The sequence below is a fragment of the Methylorubrum subtropicum genome (assembly GCF_038442325.1).
Lineage (GTDB): Bacteria > Pseudomonadota > Alphaproteobacteria > Rhizobiales > Beijerinckiaceae > Methylobacterium > Methylobacterium subtropicum.
The window spans coordinates 124,024-143,795 of sequence record NZ_JBBXMW010000010.1 but is presented as its reverse complement, the minus strand read 5'-3'; the positions used below and the strand labels follow the sequence as shown (position 1 = coordinate 143,795).

The 19,772-nt window shown below is 70.4% G+C and carries 12 protein-coding genes and 1 tRNA gene; 6 read left to right on the top strand and 7 right to left on the bottom strand.

All coding sequences use genetic code 11. The annotated features are described in order from the left end of the window. Window positions 1-98 precede the first annotated feature (98 nt). Window positions 99-1,022 carry an NAD-dependent epimerase/dehydratase family protein gene (locus AAHG03_RS15500; protein ID WP_342151582.1) on the bottom strand — a complete coding sequence of 308 codons (924 nt, stop codon included), beginning with the start codon at window positions 1,020-1,022 and terminating at the stop codon, window positions 99-101. Further along, on the bottom strand, window positions 1,019-2,041 hold the full coding sequence (locus tag AAHG03_RS15495; RefSeq protein ID WP_342151581.1) for an MraY family glycosyltransferase: 1,023 nt from the start codon (window positions 2,039-2,041) through the stop codon (window positions 1,019-1,021). The genes AAHG03_RS15500 and AAHG03_RS15495 overlap by 4 nt, the downstream gene beginning before the upstream one ends. Before the next feature lie 560 nt (window positions 2,042-2,601). Here AAHG03_RS15495 and AAHG03_RS15490 point away from each other — a divergent pair. The 3 genes from AAHG03_RS15490 to AAHG03_RS15480 all read left to right on the top strand — a co-directional run bounded on the left by AAHG03_RS15490 (window position 2,602) and on the right by AAHG03_RS15480 (window position 6,969). Further along, on the top strand, window positions 2,602-5,508 hold the full coding sequence (locus AAHG03_RS15490; RefSeq protein WP_342151580.1) for an EAL domain-containing protein: 2,907 nt from the start codon (window positions 2,602-2,604) through the stop codon (window positions 5,506-5,508). 170 nt (window positions 5,509-5,678) lie between these two features. Then, window positions 5,679-5,966 (top strand): hypothetical protein, encoded by a 288-nt coding sequence (locus AAHG03_RS15485; RefSeq protein ID WP_342151579.1) that lies wholly within the window; start codon window positions 5,679-5,681, stop codon window positions 5,964-5,966. Window positions 5,967-6,012: 46 nt separating this feature from the next. Next, window positions 6,013-6,969: a ferredoxin reductase domain-containing protein gene (locus tag AAHG03_RS15480; RefSeq protein WP_342151578.1), complete on the top strand. Its 957-nt coding sequence runs from the start codon at window positions 6,013-6,015 to the stop codon at window positions 6,967-6,969. A gap of 193 nt (window positions 6,970-7,162) precedes the next feature. Here AAHG03_RS15480 and AAHG03_RS15475 read toward each other — a convergent pair whose 3' ends face one another. The 3 genes from AAHG03_RS15475 to AAHG03_RS15465 all read right to left on the bottom strand — a co-directional run bounded on the left by AAHG03_RS15475 (window position 7,163) and on the right by AAHG03_RS15465 (window position 12,128). Next, the gene (locus AAHG03_RS15475) at window positions 7,163-8,497 is read right to left on the bottom strand and encodes an NCS2 family permease (RefSeq protein WP_342151577.1); all 1,335 of its coding nucleotides are present in this window, start codon (window positions 8,495-8,497) and stop codon (window positions 7,163-7,165) included. Between the two features lie 71 nt (window positions 8,498-8,568). Further along, window positions 8,569-11,319 carry a molybdopterin-dependent oxidoreductase gene (locus AAHG03_RS15470; RefSeq protein WP_342151576.1) on the bottom strand — a complete coding sequence of 917 codons (2,751 nt, stop codon included), beginning with the start codon at window positions 11,317-11,319 and terminating at the stop codon, window positions 8,569-8,571. Beyond that, complete coding sequence (locus AAHG03_RS15465; protein ID WP_342151575.1) at window positions 11,316-12,128, bottom strand: FAD binding domain-containing protein; 813 nt, start codon at window positions 12,126-12,128, stop codon at window positions 11,316-11,318. The genes AAHG03_RS15470 and AAHG03_RS15465 overlap by 4 nt, the downstream gene beginning before the upstream one ends. 385 nt (window positions 12,129-12,513) lie before the next feature. Between AAHG03_RS15465 and AAHG03_RS15460 the strand changes: the two genes are divergently transcribed. Continuing rightward, window positions 12,514-13,122 carry a hypothetical protein gene (locus AAHG03_RS15460; protein ID WP_342151574.1) on the top strand — a complete coding sequence of 203 codons (609 nt, stop codon included), beginning with the start codon at window positions 12,514-12,516 and terminating at the stop codon, window positions 13,120-13,122. A 288-nt stretch (window positions 13,123-13,410) separates the two neighbouring features. On the opposite strand, the gene AAHG03_RS15455 is transcribed toward AAHG03_RS15460, so the two are convergent. Continuing rightward, the gene (locus tag AAHG03_RS15455) at window positions 13,411-16,284 is read right to left on the bottom strand and encodes a hypothetical protein (RefSeq protein WP_342151573.1); all 2,874 of its coding nucleotides are present in this window, start codon (window positions 16,282-16,284) and stop codon (window positions 13,411-13,413) included. A 1,142-nt stretch (window positions 16,285-17,426) separates the two neighbouring features. Continuing rightward, a tRNA-Glu gene (locus AAHG03_RS15450) sits at window positions 17,427-17,502 on the bottom strand. An 80-nt stretch (window positions 17,503-17,582) separates the two neighbouring features. Here AAHG03_RS15450 and AAHG03_RS15445 point away from each other — a divergent pair. Continuing rightward, entirely contained in the window at window positions 17,583-18,575 is a 993-nt protein-coding gene (locus tag AAHG03_RS15445; RefSeq protein ID WP_342151572.1) for an RluA family pseudouridine synthase, read from the top strand. A 213-nt stretch (window positions 18,576-18,788) separates the two neighbouring features. Continuing rightward, window positions 18,789-19,679: an RNA polymerase sigma factor RpoH gene (rpoH, locus tag AAHG03_RS15440; protein ID WP_342151571.1), complete on the top strand. Its 891-nt coding sequence runs from the start codon at window positions 18,789-18,791 to the stop codon at window positions 19,677-19,679. Window positions 19,680-19,772: the final 93 nt, after the last annotated feature.

Sequence of the window (19,772 nt, the reverse complement as noted above, 5' to 3'; positions counted from 1 at the left end):
GAACGGCCGGATCGGCCGCCGGCGGAGGATGTAGGGTTTGGTCTGTGTGCGACGCCTGCGGGCGGGCGGGGCTCCCTATGCTCCCAACGCAGGCCCGCCTATCCGCCCGCCCGCGCCAGGGCGGCGAGCCCGTCGCGCGTGCCCTGCGCCGGTTGCCAGCCGAGCGCCGTCAGTCCGTCGGGGCGGGCGACGAGCGAGCCCGACAGGCGGTCGAAAACCTCCTGCCGGCCGGTGGCGCGGCAGGCCAGCCCGATCAGCGGCGTGGGGCAGGGCAGCAGGCCCGGCCCCCGGCCGAGGCCGGCGCGGAGCGCCGCGATCATCTCGGGCAGCGTCAGGGGATCGGGATCGGCCACGATCAGCGGGCGGCCGATCGGGCCCGGCGCGTCGAGGGCGGCGGCGACGGCCGCCGCCAGACTCTCGACCGAGACGAGGGAGCGGCGCCCGCTCAAGCTTCCCAGCGGCAGCGGGTAGGGCGCGCGGGCGAGCCGCAGCAGCGCGGCCATGTTGCCCTTCACGCCCGCGCCGTAGACCAGCACCGGGCGGAGCGCGACCCAGTCGAGGCCGATCTCGGCCAGCGCCGCTTCCGCCGCGAGCTTCGAGCGGCCGTAGGCGTCGGTCGGGGCCGGGGCGTCCCCGTCGGTGAGCGGGGCGCCCGCGCTCGGGCCGGATTGCGCCCGGATCGAGGACAGGAACACGAAGCGCCCGACCCTCGCCCGCTGCGCCGCCTCGGCGAGCTTGCGCGTGGCCTCGGTGTTGGAGGTGCGAAAGTCGTCCTCGGGGGCGCCGGACATGGCGTGCGCGAGCCCCGCCGAATGCACCACGGCATCGACCCCGCTGAGCGCGGCGGCCATGTTCATGGGCCGCGCCAGATCGCCGACGACCGCGCCGCTCGCCCCCTCCGGCACCTCCACCGGCCGGCGCAGCAGCACCCGCACCCGGTGGCCGCGGGCGGACAAGGCCGTGAGCAGGTGGCGGCCGATGAAGCCCGTCGCCCCCGTCAGCGCGATCAGCTTTCCGCTCAAGCTCTTGCCCCCTTCATGGCGTGCGGGCGCGGCGTCGCGAACAGACGCAGCAGCCACCCGACGAGCCCCGCCGCAGCGGCGAGACCAGAAAGCGTGACCGGCCAGGACGGCCAAAGCAAGGTGATCAGCGCGAGCCCGGCCAGCGCGCCCTGCACGGCGAAGACGCGGGCGACCACCCCCGTCACGGAAAACCCGTTCACGGTGGCGACCTGATAGAAGTGGCTGCGGTGGGCCTGCCACACCTTCTCGCCGCGCCGGAGCCGCCACAGCAGCGTCAGCGTCGCGTCCGCCACGGGGTAGAGCGGCAGGATCAGCGCGGCGGCGAGCCCCCCCTCCGCGGCCAGCCGAAACAGCAGCCACGCCACGATCAGCCCGACCGGCAGCGAGCCGACATCGCCCATGAAGAGGCGGGCCACCGGCCGGTTGAACGGCGCGAAGCCCAACAGGCCCCCGAGCAGGGCGCCCGCGACCAGGGCCGGCTCGGGCGCGTAGCCGCCGACGAGACCGAGACCGGCGAGGAAGGCGGTGAGCGGCACGAACTCGGCGACCGTCATCCAGTCGAGCCCGTCCATGAAGTTGACGAGGTTGACGAACCACAGGCCGGCCACGAGGGCCAAGGGGAGTTCGAGCCACGCGAACCCCTCCGGCAGGAGCCGCCCCGGCGCGACCGCCACCACGGCGGCGACGGCGCCGGCCTGCACCACGAGACGCAGCGAGGCCGGCAGCGGCCGGATGTCGTCGATCGCGCCGACGGCGGCGAGGACGAGGACGGCGAGGGTGAGCGCCGCGCCCTCGGTTCCGCGCGGGCCGATCCCGAGGAAGGCGGCCAGGAGCGCCGCCGCGATGAACGCCGCGCCGACGATGGCGATGCCGCCGCCCTGCGGGGTCGGCACTTTATGGCTGGAGCGGGCGTTCGGGCGGGCGAGCGCGTAGCGTTGGAGTAGGGGCTTCAGGAGCACGATCAGGCCGGCCGAGAGGGCAGCCGCCAGCGGCACGGCGAGGAGGGGGGCGAAGATCATGCGCCAGGATTCCCGACCCACCGCGCCCAATACCTCCCCCCCAACGGATATCGGGCTCGCCCGATACCCGCATCCTGCTTGCTCAAGTCGGGCAAGCCCGACTTGAGGTGGGGGAGGGTGGCCCCCGAAGGGGGGCGGGAGAGGGGAGCGACGCCGCCGCTTGGCCGCGTTCGTCCAGATATCTCCGGAAGCGTCGCCCCCTCTCCCGCCCCGCATCCGCGAGGCACCCTCCCCCACCCAAGTCGGGCTTGCCCGACTTGGGCAAGAGGCTGCGCATCTCGGGCAAGCCCGAGATGCGTAGGGGGGAGGGTCGGGCCGTGCCGTCTTTCGTCCAAGATCATCCCCCCGCTCTACCCGCCGCGGCGCGGCCGGGCGAGGGCTCGGCTTGTTTTGGCCGCAAAGGCGCGCGATCCGCTGGGGCCGCGGGGCCTCAATCGCCGGTGGGCCGAGCCCCGTGCCGTCGTGCGGGCGCCTTGCGGGGGCGGGGCCCCGCCGATACGACTCTGGCCGACCGCACTCGCCGTCATCTCGCTCCGCCTCGCCGGTCCAAGAAAAGCCCGTTGCGCATCCTGTCCCCGGCCCTCGCGGCCCTGACGGTTCTGGCCGGCTTCGTGCTCGGCCTCCTCGGGGCCCTCTCGCCCGCCCACGCGGTGGAGGCCGTGCGCGTCACCCTCGACGCGCCCGCCGTGGACCTGACGCCGATGATCGAGCGCTACCGCTCGGACGGCGACCTGATCCAGATCTCGACCGCGCCGGGCAAGGACGGCATCGTGCGGCGCATCGCGGTCAAGGCGCGCGAGCCCGGCGCCCGGCCCGACTGGATGGTGTTCGCGCTCACCAACGACACCGACGAGCAGATCGACCGGCTGCTGGTCGCCCCGCATTTCCGCCTCGTCGGCTCCGGCGTGGTCTGGCCCGATCTCGGCGGCTCGCGCATCGCCGCCATCACCGCGAGCGAGGGCATCCGCCCCGAGCGCGACGAGAGCCTGGAGGCCGACCAGTTCCTGATCACCATCGATCCGGGCACCACGGTCACCTACGTCGCCGAGCTGAAGGGTCCCAACATCCCGCAGGTCTACCTCTGGGACCAGGACGCCTACCGCAAGAAGACCGCGGGGCTGACGCTCTACAAGGGCATCATCATCGGCATCAGCGGGCTGCTGGCGCTGTTCCTGACGATCATCTTCGTCGTGAAGGGCGCGATCATCTTTCCCGCCGCCGCCGCGCTGTCCTGGGCGGTGCTGGCCTATGCCTGCATCGATTTCGGCTTCCTGCAGCGCGTCTTCCCCGTCACCGAGGGGGCGGAGCGCATCTACCGGGCCTCGGCCGAGGCCGTGCTCGGCGCCACGCTCTTGGTGTTCCTGTTCGCCTACCTGAATTTGTCGCGCTGGCACGTGCGCTACAGCCACGTCGCCTTCTTCTGGCTGATCTTCCTCGCCGGCCTCGTTGGGCTCGCGGTGTTCGATCCGCCGGTGGCCGCGGGCGTGGCGCGCATCTCGATCGCGGCGGTGGCCGGCGTCGGGCTGATGCTGATCCTGTATCTGGCCGTCCACAACGGCTACGACCGGGCGATCCTGCTGGTGCCGACGTGGCTGCTGCTGCTGTTCTGGGTGGTGGCGGCGGGCTTCGCCATCACGGGTCAGATCGGCTCGGACCTCGTCCAGCCGGCGCTGATCGGCGGCCTCGTGCTCATCGTCATGCTGATCGGCTTCACCGTGATGCAGCACGCCTTCGCGGGCGGGGGCCTCAGCCACAGCCTCGTCTCCGACACCGAGCGCCGGGCGCTGGCCCTGATGGGCGCGGGCGACATCGTGTTCGACTGGGACGTGCCGGGCGACCGCGTCTTCGCCGGCCCCGAGATCGAGGCGCAGCTCGGCCTCAAGCGCGGCGCGCTGGAAGGCCCCGCCGCCAACTGGCTGGGTCTCCTCCATCCCTTCGACGTCGAGCGCTACTCGGCGGCCCTCGACACGGTGATCGAGGAGCGGCGCGGCCGCATCGTCCACGATTTCCGCCTGCGCTCGGCGGCCGGCCCCTATGCGTGGTACCGCCTGAAGGCGCGCCCCGTGATCGGCACCGACGGCGAGGTGATCCGCATCGTCGGCACCATCAGCGACGTCACCGAACTCAAGACCGCCGAGGAGCGCCTGCTGCACGATGCCGTGCACGACAGCCTCACCGGCCTGCCGAACCGCGAATTGCTGCACGACCGGCTCGATGCGGCTTTGGCGCTGGCGAGCCAGGACGCCCGGCTGAAACCTGCGGTGATCGTGCTCGACATCGACCGGTTCAAGGCGATCAACGACGCCATCGGCCTCTCGGCGGGCGATTCGATCCTGCTCACCCTGTCGCGCCGGCTCGGGCGGCTCCTGCGCCCGCAGGACACGCTGGCCCGCGTGGCGGGCGACGAGTTCGCCGTGATCCTGCTCTCCGAGCGCGAGCCCGACCGCATCCTCGCCTTCGCCGAGATGATCCGCCGGGCGATCGCCACGCCGGTCACCTACGCCGACCGCGAGGTGTTCCTCACGGTCTCGGTCGGCGTGGCGCTGCACGAGGCCGGGCCCGGCCATGCGGGTCAGCCGAAGCGCGACGAGGTGGTCAAGAGCGCGCAGATGGCGATGATCCAGGCCAAGCGCGGCGGCGGCGACCGCATCGAGATCTTCCGCGCCAACATGCGCACCGAGCGCTCCGACCGGCTGATGCTGGAGGCCGATCTGCGCAAGGCGCTGGAGCGCAACGAGATCCGCGTGCTGTTCCAGCCGATCGTGCGGCTCGAAGACCGCACCGTGGCCGGCTTCGAGACCCTGCTGCGCTGGGATCATCCGAAGCTCGGGCGCATCCCGCCCGCGACCTTCCTGCCGGTGGCGGAAGAGATCGGCGCCATCGTCGCGCTCGGCAACTTCGCCATCGAGCGTACCGCGCTGGAACTCGCCGCGTGGCAGCGCTCGCTCGATGTCGAGCCGCCGATCTTCGCCTCCGTCAACGTCTCCTCGCGCCAGTTGCTGCGCCACGACCTCCTGCACGACGTGAAGACGGTGATCGCCCGCACCGGCGTGCTGCCGGGCTCGCTCAAGCTGGAACTGAGCGAGGGGCTGGTGATGGAGAACCCCGAATACGCAGCCCAGATGCTGACCCGCATCCACGATCTCGGCGCGGGCCTGTGCCTCGACGATTTCGGCACCGGCTACTCGGCGCTGGCCTATCTCCAGCGCTTTCCCTTCGACACGCTCAAGATCGACCACAGCTTCGTGCGCCAGATGGGCCAGGGCCGCACCACGATGCTGCGATCCCTCGTCCGCATGGCGCAGGAACTCGGCCTCGCCGTCGTCGCCGAGGGCGCGGAATCGGAAGAGGATGCGCAGGGGCTGCAGGAACTCGGCTGCGACTACGCGCAAGGCGCGGCCTTCGGCGAGCCGATGACCATGCTCCAGGCCCGCCAACTCGTCGGAGCGGCGCCGGAGGCGGCCTGATACGGTCGCTCCGGCAACGGCTTAAACCTCCCTTAACCATAAGCCGGCATGGTCACGCTCAGGTTTCGGGGGTACTTCGCGTGCAGCCCCGACCGGACCGGGGATGAGCGATGACCGAGGCGCACAGACGCAGGGAGCCGGGAAGCGGAGGCAACGCGGTGCGCCGCCTGATGGCGCGTCCGATCCGCGCCCACATCGCCGGCGCCGCCCAACCCCCAATGTCGGTCCTCAAGACGGAAGCGCCGGCCCCCGAGCCCGTGCGGCCCGAGACGGACGACGTGGCGCGGCTGCGCATGGAAGTCCTGATGATGAAGGCGGCGCTCGCCGCCGAGCGGCGCGAGAGCGAGGCCCTGCGCTCCAGCCTCGGCCTCGGTGACGTCGAACTCGGCGACGAGGCGCGGGCCGAGCGTGATCGCTGGGCCGCCCTGGTCGGACGCCTGATCCACGGCAAGCTCTGACGGCCCACACCTTCCCTTCAAAAGAATCCGGAGCGGGATGCCCGCCATGCGTGCTCGCTTGAGCGCCCGTTGCTCCCTCGTGGTGAACGGCCAGACCCTGCGGGTCTCGCCGGGGGACACCTCCCTCGAGACCGCGCTCGCCGACGGTGTGATCGCGCCGATGCAGGGTTTGCAGAGCGGCCTGCTCATGGGGCAGGGCGCCGCCCCCGCGGGCCGGCGCCTGAGGGCGCGGGCGCGGCGCGCGGACAACCCTGCTCTGACGGTGCAGGATGCCGCCCCCCTGGTCCATCCCGCCAAGGCCCCGGCCCGCGCGCTGGTGCGACGCGTCGGCAGCGTCGAGGCCGTGACGGCGCTCGGCCCCCGCGTGCTGCAACTCGTCGTCGTCCTGGAGCGGCGGCTGCCGTTCGAGCCCGGCGATCAGGTCTGCCTCACCCTTGAGGGCGGGCGCCCGGTGACGCTCGCGCCGACGCTCAGTATCGAGGGCGGGTGCGAGCTGAACGAACTGGTGTTCCATCTGCGCGGCGAGTGCGCCGAGGACCTCGAAGCGCTGTTCGGCGTCGTCCCGGCGCCCGGCCTCGTCGTGAAGGCCAAGGGCCCTCTCGGGAACGGCACCTACCGGCCCGGCGGCGGGCGCCTCGTGCTGGTCGGCGCCGAGACGGGATTCGCCGGCATCTGGGCGATCGCGCGGGCCGCCCGCTACATCGAGCCCGCCCGCGAAATCTGCCTGATCGCGGGCGCGCGCGATCCCCTCGACCTTTACATGCGCCCGGCGCTCGAATGGCTGCGCGCCACCGGCGTCACCCGCATCACGCTCGCCGCCGACCGCCACCGCCAGCGCCCGCCGGACGTGCGCCCCGGCCCGCTCACCGCCCACGTGCCGACCTTGCGCACCACGGACGCGGTCCACGCCTCCGGCTGCGCCTCGACCATCGGCGCGGTGGAAGTGCTGGCCGCGGCCGCGGGCGCGCGGTTCTATCCGATCCCGCTGCCGCCGGGGGCGTGAGCCTCGGCCCTCGCGGTGCGGAGCTTATCCCATCCTGTCCCTCATCCTGAGGTGGCGACGCGAAGCGTCGCCCTCGAAGGAGGGCTCCAGGAATCGCGCGATACGCTGGAGCCCTCCTTCGAGGCCCCTTGCCGAGGCAAGGGGCACCTCAGGATGAGGGGGTTGGGTGGGACGAGCCGGGTGAACCGGCGGTTCAATGCGCCCCGCCGCTCTCCACGAACTTGAACAGGAACACCGCCGCGATCACCCAGACGATCGGCTTCACCTCGCGGGCGCGGCCCGTGAGCCCCTTCAGCACCGCGTAGGTGATGAAGCCGAACGCCACGCCGTTGGCGATGGAGTAGGTGAACGGCATCAGGAGCGCCGTCACGCAGGCCGGGATCACCTCGGTGAGGTCGTCCCAGTCGAGATCGACCAGCTCGTGCAGCATCAGGCAGGCGACGTAGAACAGGGCCGGCGCGGTCGCGTAGGCCGGCACCGAGCCCGCGAGCGGCGCGAAGAACAGGCAGGCGAGGAACAGCACCGCCACGGTCGCCGCGGTGAGCCCGGTGCGCCCGCCCTCCTCGACGCCCGACGCGCTCTCCAGATACGCGGTGGTGCTCGACGTGCCGAGCAGCGCGCCGGCGAAGATCGAGGAGGAATCGGCCATCAGGGCCCGGTCGAGCCGGTCCATCTTCCCCTCGGTCAGCAGCCCGGCGCGGTTGGCGACGCCCATCAGCGTGCCGGTGGCGTCGAACAGTTCGACGAGGAAGAACACCAGCACGACGTTGAGGATGCCCCCGCTCAGCGCGCCGGAGAGGTCGAGGGCGAACAGGGTCGGGGCGATCGAGGGCGGCAGCGAGACGACGCCCTGGAAGGTGTTGTCGGCGAAGATGAAGCTGAGGGCCGTGATCGTCAGGATGGTGGCGAGCAGCGCCCCCTTCACCTTGCGCACCGACAGCGCCGCGACCATCAGGAAGCCGATGACGGCGAGCACCGTCGAGGGCTTGTGCAGGTCGCCGATGGTGACGAAGGTCGCCGGGCTCGCCGCGACGACGCCCGCGTTCTTGAGCGCGATGATCGCCAGGAACAGCCCGATGCCGACCGTGATGGCGATGCGCATGGAGCGCGGGATGCCGTCGACGATGACCGAGCGCAGGCCCGTCAGCGTGACGGCGAGAAACAGGCAGCCGGAGATGAACACCGCGCCGAGCGCCGCCTGCCATGTATAGCCCATCTGCAGCACGACGACGTAGGCGAAATAGGCGTTGAGCCCCATGCCGGGCGCCAGCGCGATCGGGTAGTTGGCGTAGAGCGCCATCACCAGGGAGCCCAAAGCCGCCACGAGGCAGGTGGCGACGAAGACCGCGCCCTTGGGCATCCCGGCATCCGCCAGGATGTTGGGGTTGATGAAGACGATGTAGGCCATCGTCAGGAAGGTGGTCAGGCCGGCGAGCAACTCGGTGCGGACCGTGGTGCCGTGCTCGGAGAGCCGGAACCACCGCTCCAAGAGGCCGGGCGGCGCGCCGTGATCCCGCTTCACGTCCATGATGCCTCCCCTCTCGCATCCGGTTGGTCGCACCGGGCCTTCGCCTCGCCATGACGGCGAGGCAAGTCCCGTCAGGCCAGGGCCGTCTCTTGCGCCGCCATCACCGCGCGGAAGATGCGGTCGGGGGCGAACGGCGTCGCGGTGAGGCGCGCGCCGGTGGCGTCGCGGATGGCGTTGCCGAGTGCGGCGGCGACGGGGTTGAACGGCGATTCGCTCATCGACTTGGCCCCGAGCGGCCCGACGGAATCGTGGGTGTCGGCGAAGATCACCTCCGTCGTCGGCACGTCGGCGCAGGCCGGGATGTGGTAGTTGCGGAAGGTGGCGGTGAGCACGCTGCCGTCCGGCTCCAGGCGCAGATCCTCGTAGAGCGCCGCGCCGAGCGCCTGGGCGACGCCGCCCTCGACCTGCCCGCGGCACTGCATCGGGTTGATGACCGTACCGGCATCGGCCGCCTGGATGCTCTTGAGGATGCGCACCTCGCCGCTCAGCGGATGCACGGCGACGCGAAACGCCTGGACGTTGAAGGCGACCGAGCGCGGCGTGCCGTCGGCCCGGCCCTCCGCCGCCATCGCCCCGCCCTCGGCCAACTCGGGCAGCGGCACGAGGCGCGCGGGCGTCGCGACGCCCTCGCGGGTCAGGCGGCAGGCGGCGGGGTCCGATCCGGTTTTTTCCGCCGCGGCCGCCCGGAGTTTTTCCGCGAGCGCGGTGCTGGCTAGAAAATTGGCCTGCCCCGCCACCACGGTGCCGGTGCTGCCGTAGGCGCCGGTGTCGTGGGCGACCGCATCGGTGTCGGCCTGGATCAGGCGGATGCGGTCCGGCGTGGTGCCGAGGGCCTGGGCCGCGATCTGCCCGTGGACCGTGCTGGTGCCGTTGCCGAACTCGGCGGTGCCGACCGAGAGGGCATAAGACCCGTCGGCCTCCAGGCGGATGCCCGCATGGGCGAAGTGGCCCCGCGGCGGCACCGTGTCGATCATCGCCATCGCCATGCCCTGGCCGACGAGCCAATCGGGGGCGGGCGGCGCCGCGCCCGGATCGGCGGCGAGCGCGGCCTCGGCGCGGTCGAGGCACTGGTCGAGCCCGTAGGAGCCGTAGCGCACGTCGTGCGGCTCCAGGCTCGTCGAGATCAGCGGATCGCCGGGGCGCACGGCGTTGCGGCGGCGCATCTCGAACGGGTCGATGCCGAGTTCCCGCGCCAGCTCGTCCATCGCGGATTCGACGGCAAAAATGGTCTGGCTCAGGCCGTAGCCGCGAAACGCCCCGGCCGGCAGGGTGTGCGTATAGGCGGCGTAGCCTTCGACCCGCTTGTTGGGGCAGGCATAGGCCGCGATGCTCTCGTTGCAGCCGTGATGCAGCACGCCGCCGGCATGGTTGCCGTAGGCGCCGGTGTTCGAGAGCACCTTCAACGAGATCGCGGTGAGGCGGCCGTCGGCGGCGGCGCCGAGCTTCACCCGCACCCGCATCGGATGGCGCGTGGTGGCGGCGGAGAAGTTCTCGGTGCGCGTCGTCTCGTACTTCACCGGGCGCCCGGTCTTGAGGACGGCGAGCGTCACCAGATCCTCGACCAGCATCTCCTGCTTGCCGCCGAAGCCGCCGCCGACCCGGCCGCAGACGACGCGCACCGCGTCGCGCGGCAGATCGAACAGGGCGCAGAGCGCGTCGCGGGTCAGGAACGGCACCTGGGTCGAGGAGCGCAGCGTCAGCCGCCCGTCCGCGTCGCGCCAGCCGATGGCGGCGTGGGTCTCGAGATGGGCGTGCTGCACCCGCTGCGAGACGTACTCCCCCTCATAGACGCGGTGCGCCGCGGCGAAGCCCGCCTCGACGTCGCCGACCTCGCCATGGGCCTCCGCGGCGAGGTTCGGATGCGGATGGAGCGGCGGTGCATCCGTGCCGGGCGTGCGGTCGGCCGGGTCGTGCACCAGCGGCGCGCCCGGTCGCAGGGCCTCTTCCGGGTCGAACACCGCCGGGCGCAGGCGGTATTCCACGCGCAACGCCCGCAGGCCGGTCTGCGCCGCGGCCTCGCTCTCGGCGACCACCGCGGCGACGCGTTGGCCGATGAAGCGGATCACGGGATCGAGCACCCGCGTGTCGGCGGCGTCGTCCCGCGGGTCCTCGTGGCGCCCGGTGGAGAACCGCGCCTGCGGGGCGTCCTCGTGGGTCAGCACGGCGACGACGCCCGGCACGGCCAGGGCCGCCGCGCGGTCGATCGCGACGATCTCGGCATGCGGATGGGGCGAGCGCAGCACCTTGAGATGGGTCAAGCCCGGCATCGCGTGGTCGAGGGTGTAGGCGGTCCGTCCCGAGACGATGCCGAGGCTCGCGGGCGCGGGCAGGCTGCACCCGACGGGCTCGTGCGCGTCCACGGCTGCGGCATGACCGACCCCGGCCACCGCGTCGCGGATGGCCCGGTAGCCGGTGCAGCGGCAGAGGTTGCCCTTGAGCGCGGTGGCGAGGTCCTGCCGCTGGCCCTGGTCGAGGGCAGCCGCCGTCATGATCATGCCCGGCGTGCAGAAGCCGCACTGGAACCCTTGCGCCGCGACGAAGCCCGCCTGCATCGGGTGCAACTGGTCGGGCGGAGCCGAACCCGGTGCGCAGGGGCCGGCCAGCCCCTCGATGGTGGTGATGCTGTGTCCCTCCGCCCGGTGGGCCGGCAGCAGGCAGGAATGGATCGGCTCGCCGTCGAGATGGACCGTGCAGGCACCGCAATCGCCCGCGTCGCACCCCTTCTTGACCCCGAACCAGCCGAGATCGCGCAAGAGCGTGCGCAGGCACTGCCCCGGCCGGATGGCGGCGTCCTGCGCCTGCCCGTTGACCGTCAGCCTCACCGCGAAAGCTCCTGCCTGATTTCTTCCGCCAGAAGGCCGGTGACGTGGGCGCGCCAGTCCGGCGCGCCGTGCACGTCGTCGTACCAGCCGTCCTCGGGGATGGCCGCGCTCAGCGCCGCCCGTACTTCCGCCGCCTCCGGCACGCCGGGGAAACGCAACCGGTAGGGCCGCGGCGTCGCGGCGGTGACCGTGAGAGCGAAGCCGTCCGCGTCGCGCGTGCCGATCACCAGCGCGCCGGATCGACCGTTGGGCGACAGCGAAATCCGCCGGAACGCCGTGCGCCGCCTGAGCGCTACGGCCGGCATCGCCACCCGCCGCAGAATTTCGCCCGGCTGCAACGCCGTCACCTGGGGCCCGAGCACGAAATCGAGCACGGGCAGCCGCCGCTCGGCCCCGTCCGGTCCCCAAATCACGCAAGTGCCGTCCAGGGCGGCGGTGAGCGCGATCATCGGCCCGGCCGGCAGCGCCATGCAGAGGTTGCCGCCCACCGTCGCCCGGTTCCAGATCTTGAACGAGCCGAGCAGCGCCCGGCAGCACTGCCCGACCAGCGGCGCGGCGATCCATGCGGCGGGCCATTCGTGCCGGTCGAGTTCGGCGATGGTGCAGGTCGCCGACAGGCTCAGGCCCTCCGCATCCGCCTCGATCGCCGGCCAGCCGAGGCCGACGAGGTCGATCAGCCGGGTCAGCCCCGGCTGCGGCTGCGAGAACAGCCACGTCCCGCCCGCGAGCCACGCATCCCCTTCGCGCCACTGCGGGATGTCGTCCGATCCGCGCGGCGCCAGCACGGCGGTGATGGTGTCGAGGTCCATGAACGAGCCCGGCCTTGTGCCGTGTCGGGGCGGCGATGGAGCGAGCTGTAGCAAGTTTGCGTCCACGCCGCTCGCGCCCGCCTCGGGGCTCGTCCCTCGCAGGGCGGCCGGCGCGATGATTTGAAGGTGTTTCGATAGATTTTCGCAACCAGTGCGATTAACGCGGTGTTGGGATTTTGAGGCGAGGATCACCAAGTGCTCGGACGAGAGGCGAGTGGATCGACATCGCCAAAGACTGCATCGAGGGTGATGTTTCCTTGGATCCAGACTGAAATATGCCGCCGATGTCCGGCGGTATGTCTACGAGCATGTCGGTATATTTTTGGAATATCGTTCGAGCGGTCGATAAGGGCCTAGAGGCCTGCCGCTCAAGAGGGGGAAGACCATGACGCCGGATGTCTCGACGAACCTTCAGATCGTGAACGTCACCAACGCCGCCCTGTTCAGCGGGAACGGCGGAAGCAATGAGGGTAAGAACAATCAGTACCAGATGAATTCCTGGTTCCCCGGCGGTACCGGCACGATCGCCGATGTTCAGGGATCGGCCAGCTACATGCTGCAGTTCCTGCGCGGCGTGGGCGACGAGGACGACGGGGCCGACCTGCAGATCAATGTCGGCCCGAACAACGACGGCCCGAGCAACGTGGTGTGGCTGCAGGCCCGCTCGGCGGACAACAGCGCCCACTACATGCAGGCCCTCGTCCAGACCCCGAGCGTGCCGGGCTCCGGCCCCTTCGCCATCGCGATCAACGAGAACGGCACGTGGCCGACCCGGCAAGCGCAGGAAGTGCAGTTGAAGTGGTATTGCGGCCGGCAGACGGTGCCGTTCGGTCCGTTCACCGGCGGTGCGCAGAGCCTCGCGGTCATCGATCTTCAGGCCGTGTTCGGTGCCGAGGCCGCGCAGCAGATCGGTGCGGCGATCCAGCAGGGCCAGCCCTCCGCCGGCGACTCCTACAGCTACTGGCTGACGATCCAGGAATTCCTGACCGAGTGATCCCGGGTCGGCCCGTCCCGATCGATCCAAGCAGTACCTGCTGAACGCCTGCGACCGGTTTGCGCGGCTCGCGGTGAAGTATGGGCTGGAGACGCCCCTTCCCGAGGGGCTGGCTCGGATCGCCTAGAGCATCGGCCCGAAAGGTGGATACCGGCTTTTCAGAGAAAGCCGATGCGGCACAGTAACCTAGACAATCGTCCCGGATTTCATATCCGGGACGATTGTCTAGAGGAGCAATCGACCACATGGGCATGAGGGGCGCCGGGCGGGCGCCCCTCATGCCGGGTCTCACACCACGAAGTCGGCGGCGGTGAGCGCGGCCTTGTTGTCGAGGACGGCGAACTTCACCGCCGCCCCGTTGCCTGAGCCGTCGGCGTCGTAGAACACCTCGCCGGTCGATTGCTTGTAGAGGATGCGGTCGTCGGCATCGACCGCGCCGCGGTCGAGGTTCTTGAACGCGCTCTCGGCGAGCTGACCCGGGGCCAGCGCCGAGAACACGGTCTTGCCCAGCAGGAACCGATCCTCGGCGGCGAAGTCGGTGATGCGATCGACGTTGCCCGCCCCGAGCGCGGTGGCGAACACGAAGCTGTCGGCGCCGCGGCCCCCGGTCAGCACGTCGTTGCCGCCCTTGCCCTCCAGACCGTTGGCCCCGGCATTGCCCACCAGCGTCTGGCCGAACTCGTTGCCCGCGAGGTTCAGCCGTGCCGTGCCCGTCGAGGCCAGCAGGCTCAAGCCCTCCACTTCCTGCCCGCCGGCGAGCGCGTAGTGGCTCGTCGAGAAGATGCGGTCGGAGCCGCCGCCCGCCGTCTCGAACACCCGGTCGGTCGAGCTGTCGACGAGGTAGAGGTCGTTGCCCGCCCCGCCCGTCATCCGGTCGGTGCCGGTGCCGCCCTCCAGCGTGTCGTTGCCCGCGCCGCCGTTGAGGGTGTCGTCGCCGGCCCCGCTCGTCAGCTTGTCGTCGCCCGCCCCGCCGTTGAGCGTGTCGGTGCCGTCGAGCGTCAGGAAGCGGTCGTTGCCGGACCCGCCGATGAGCGTGAGGTTGCCGATGCCCTGAGTGGTGGTGCCGTCGCCGACCAGCGTGGTGGTGCCCCCGGCGCTGGTCATGACGAAGCTGAGCGCCGCGGTGGCGCCGGAGCGGTCGATGACCGCGCTGGCGTCATCGCCCCCGCCGATCAGGGTGTCGACGCCGCCGGTGCTGAAGATCCGGTCGCCGCCGCCGCCGCCGTTGAGGAGATTGTTGCCGGCGTTATCGGTGAGCGTGTTGGCGAGTTCGTTGCCGGTGAGGTTGATCGAGGCGGTGCCGGCGAGCTTGAGGATCTCGATCGAGTGGCCCGGCGCCAGCGCGTAGCTGATGGAGGTGCGCAGGGTGTCGGTGCCCCGGCCCGCCGACTCGAACATCTGATCGCCGGCATCGTCGATCACGTAGGTGTCGTTGCCGCTCCCGCCGGTCATGCGGTCGGCACCGGTCCCGCCGTCGAGCAGGTCGTTGCCTGCGCCGCCCAGGAGCTCATCGTCGGCGCCGCCGCCGATCAGCGTGTCGTCGCCGTCGAGACCCGTCAGCGTATTCCGGAAGGAGTTTCCGGTGATGACGTTGTCGAGGGCGTTTCCGGTGCCGTCCCGACCTCCCCTCGTCTCGTAGTGCGCCCACCCTTCGATGAGGGTCAGATTCTCGACGTTGGCACCGAGCGTCAGGTCGGCACTGCTGATGACGGTGTCGATGCCGCCGCCCGCCTGCTCTTCGATCACATCGATGTCGAAATAGATGTGGTAGGTATCGTTGCCGGCCCCGCCGATCAGCCGGTCGACATTGCCCAAACCGTCCCCGCCGTCGAGGACGTCGTCGCCGTCGAGCCCGTAGAGGGTGTTGGCGGCGAAGTTGCCGGTGATGACGTTGCCGAGCGCGTTGCCGGTGCCGGTGAGGTCGGCGAAGCCGGTGAGCTTCAGATCCTCGACATTCGCCGCCAGCGTCGCCGAGTAGGAGGCGATGGCCGTGTCGCGGCCGGCGCCGGCCGCCTCGACGATCCTGTCGGAGGGGCTGTCGATGTAGTAGGTGTCGTCGCCGATGCCGCCGCGCAGGATGTCGTCGCCGAATCCGCCGTCGAGGACGTCGTTGCCGGCCCCGCCGCTCAGGTCGTCCGCGCCGCGATAGCCGTACAGCGTGTCGTCGCCGCCCCCACCGTCGGCCTTGTCGTTGGCCGACGACAGCAGCACCAGTTCGCCGGTGCCGTCGCCGACGAAGTTCTGGGCGCCGGAATGGGCCCGGACCTTGACGAGGAAGCTCTCGCTCACATCCGGCCTCGAACCACTCCCAATCAAATTCTGAGCCGTGAGCGTCGCCCAGAAGTCGCCGTCCCGGTCGTAATCAAGACTCACCTGGAACGTGATGTTCCAATCGAAGCCGTCGGCGTGGCCGCTCGGGTAGACGGTGGCGGCCGTTCCGTCACCCTTCGAGACGGATAGGTCATTGTAGTATAATGCAGTAAAGTTGGTCGACACGTTGAAGATGACGAAGCCGGCGTCGTCGATCGCGTAGGAATAGCTGCCGAAGGTGACGATGCCGCCGTCGGCGCTGAAGGCGGGCTTGTCGGTGACCGGCACCTCGACCGCGCTGCCGCCCTCCTTGGGGGAGGAGAGCGACGCGATGGCGCCGCCGTCGAGCGTCTTGAGGAAGACGTCCTTCACGCCGTTGGTGTCGTCGGCGACGAGGTTGGACGCCGTGCTCTGGAAGGCGACGGATCGGCCGTCGGGCGAGAACACGCCGGCGGTCGAATCGCCGTTGCCGGCCGCGTCGGAGGCCGTCGCGGACACCAGCGTGACCGCACCCGTGGCGATATCCTTCACGTAGACGTTCTCGAAGCCGGCGGTGCCGGCCGAGGTCAGGTTGGTGGCCTTGCTGCTGAAGAGGATCCGGCTGCCGTCCGCCGAGACGTCGAGGCCGCCGGAGGCGCCGTTCGCCTGCGCCCCCGAGGCCGACTTGGACAGCAGCGTGATCTCGCCCGTCTTGAGGTTCCTCAGGAACACGTCGGCGACGCCGTTGGTGTCACCGGCGACGAGGTTGCTCGACGTGCTGACGAAGACGACGGAGGTGCCGTTGAGCGCAAGGGCTTCGGTGACGGTCCCGTTTCCCGCGCTCCCGGACGCCGTGGTGTTCAAGGACGTCACGGTTTCCGCGCTCGTATCGAACGCCACGTAAGCCCCCCTCTGATTGGGAGCGACCCCCTTCGACAGAACGACCAGGGATTGATCGGTCGCCACCGAGTCGACCGAATAGAGACCATCCAGTTCGGATAAAAGCTCTGTCTCACCTTTTTGCTGCAGATCGTAACGATAGATCTCCGTCTTATAAGGCGTGGTGCTGAAATTGGAATCTTCGAGGTATATGTATTTACCATCGGGCGAGAACGCCAGCACGCCATATCCCTGGAGCGTCGTCTTTTCGCCGGTCGTCCTGTCTTCGATGGTGACGACGCCACTCTCCGACGAGGCCGAAAATCTTCCATCGACCGATGTCAGAACGTCCGGTTCGGGCTGTTCCCGTATCGTCAAGAAGACCGGCAGCGACGGATGATCGATCTCATAATTGAAAGGAAACTCAGCCACGAACCCACCCCCTGCTTCGACGCCGCAGCCAAATTGCGATGCATTACCGGTAAAAGCACCGTCGTTTCAGGCGGCGTGCTGGTTGTATCCGAGAAATATCTTACTGACGAGGGTGCCGGAGCGGGACGAAGGCGAAAACCCGGCGGATCGGGCCGCCGGGCCAAAGGGGCGGGCACCTCGCCGCATCCGGCTCGAAGCCGACCGGACATAGGCTTTATGTCTGGATCATGCTTCGGCGCGCTTCGATGCCTCCACGCGGCTTGCGCGTGCCGGTCGCGCGGAACACGTCGAGCATGTCGTCCGCAGCCCGCGGCGCTGCCGGGGGCTGCAGCGCTGTCATGACGGCACGAAGGTTGCGCTCCGGCTGATCGGTGCCGGCGATGTCCTTGGCGAAGCGCGCGCCGCCGCCCTGTGCCTCACCAGCACCCGGTGCACGGCCCCCTTGCCGATCTCGAGCTGCGTCGCGATCGCGCCCATGCTGAGGCTCTGACCGCACAGAGCCCTGATCGGCTCCGCCCGCGCCCGCACGGTGGGCTTACGGCCCTTGTAGGCGCCTTCCGCATGAGCTTGCCCGCGGGCGTCGCGGTGTCCACGCGGGTGGACGCGCTTCGTCGATGCTGCTCATGGCGTGAGCCCCTCGGCGGCGACATCGACAACGATGATCGTGATGCGCGGGCTGGATCGAGCTGAGTGCTTGATCCGGATGGCGCTCCCAAGGGGAATCGAACCCCTGTTTTCGCCGTGAGAGGGCGACGTCCTAGACCGCTAGACGATGGGAGCTTCCGGGCCGGCGAGAGGTGCTATAGCGACGCCTCCGCGCCCGGGCAAGCCGTTTCGGGCGCTGCAGCGAGAAAAGTTCGGTGACTCAGGATACGACCGTCCGCAGCCTCGTCGTCGAGGAAGGCGCCGCGCCCGAGCGGCTCGACCGCGTGCTCGCCCGCGGCCTCGAGGATCTCTCCCGCGCCCGGCTCCAGGCGCTCGCCCGCGACGGCTTCGTGCGCTGCGACGAGGTGGAGGTGCGCGATCCCGCGCGGAAGGTGGGGGGCGGGAGCCGGATCGAGGTGGTGGTGCCGGCGCCTGTGCCCGCCCAGCCGCGGGGCGAGGCGCTGCCGCTGACCGTGGTGCACGAGGACGACGACCTGATCGTCATCGACAAGCCCGCGGGCCTCGTCGTGCATCCGGCAGCGGGGCACGAGGACGGCACGCTGGTCAATCGGCTCATCGCCCATTGTGGGGAGAGCCTGTCGGGGATCGGCGGGGTGCGCCGGCCCGGCATCGTCCATCGTCTCGACAAGGACACGAGCGGGCTGCTCGTCGTCGCCAAGAACGATCTGGCGCATCAGGGCCTCTCGGCGCAGTTCGCCGACCACGGCCGCAGCGGCGCGCTGGAGCGGGCCTATCTCGCCCTGGTCTGGGGCGTGCCCGAGCCGCGGGCCGGCACTATCACCGCCTCGCTCGCCCGCTCGCGCCACAACCGCGAAAAGATCGCCGTGGTGCGCGAAGGCGAGGGGCGCCACGCCGTGACGCATTACCGGGTCGAGGGGCTGCCGGGCGGCGACAGGCTCACCGCCCTGGTGCGCTGCCGCCTGGAGACCGGGCGCACCCACCAGATCCGGGTGCATCTCAGCCATCGCGGCCATCCGCTCTTGGGGGACGCGACCTACGGCGCCGCCTTCAAGACCAAGGCGGCCCGCCTCGGCGAGGGTCCTCGGGCGGCGCTGACGGCGCTCGGGCGGCAAGCCCTGCACGCGGCCGAACTCGGCTTCCTGCATCCGCGCACGCAGGAGCGGCTACGCTTCGAGAGCGCGCTGCCGGAGGACTTTTCCGGGCTGCTGGCGGCGTTGGAGGGGTGATCGAACGAAGGTGCGTTTCGGCACCGCGACGGGTGCGCCCGCGTGACACGTTAAACCCGGACTCCGCTTCGCGCGTTGGACCCCGCGTGAACAGCGTTGGCCGCTACCGGGCACGGCGGGACCCGTCTAAGATGGGAAGCGGCGTGGCCGGCTCAAGAGGAGCGGCCGTGCTTGGAGCCTGCCCGATTCGGGGGGCTGTTGAAGGAGGTGCACATGGCTGGCGCACTGCCCGTGCTCGCCAACGAGGGAGGCCTTTCGCGCTACCTCGACGAGATCCGCAAGTTCCCGATGCTGGAGCCCGCGGAGGAATTCACCCTGGCCAAGAGCTGGCGCGACGGCGGCGACCGCGACGCGGCCCACCGGCTCGTCACCTCGCACCTGCGGCTGGTGGCCAAGATCGCCATGGGCTACCGCGGCTACGGGCTGCCGATCAGCGAGGTCGTGTCCGAGGGCAATGTCGGCCTGATGCAGGCGGTCAAGCGCTTCGATCCGGACAAGGGCTTCCGGCTGGCCACCTACGCCATGTGGTGGATCAAGGCGGCGATCCAGGAATACATCCTGCGCTCGTGGTCGCTCGTGAAGATGGGCACCACGGCCAACCAGAAGAAGCTGTTCTTCAACCTGCGCAAGGCCAAGGGCCGCATCTCGGCGCTGGACGAGGGCGACCTGCGTCCCGAACAGGTCAAGTCGATCGCCACCTCGCTCGGCGTGCCGGAGCAGGACGTGGTCGACATGAACCGCCGCCTGTCCGGCGACACCTCGCTCAACGCGCCGCTGCGTGAGGAAGGCGAGGGCGAGTGGCAGGATTGGCTGGTGGACAACAGCCCGAGCCAGGAGACCGTGCTGGCCCGCGAGGAGGAGGGGCGCAACCGCCTCTCGGCGCTGCGCGACGCGCTCGGCGTGCTGAACCCGCGCGAGCGGCGCATCTTCGAGGCGCGGCGGCTCGCCGACGACCCGATCACGCTGGAGGACCTGTCCGGCGAGTTCGGCGTCTCCCGCGAGCGCGTGCGCCAGATCGAGGTGCGGGCGTTCGAGAAGGTGCAGGAAGCGGTCAAGCGCAACCTCGCCACCCGCGAGCTGCCGCGGGCCGAAGCGCGGGTCTGACGTAACAGGTTTCGAAAGGACGAGTCCTTTCGCGGGTCCAGGGCAGAGCCCTGGTCGAAGGGAAGCCGGGGCTCTGCCCCGGCGCCCCGCCGA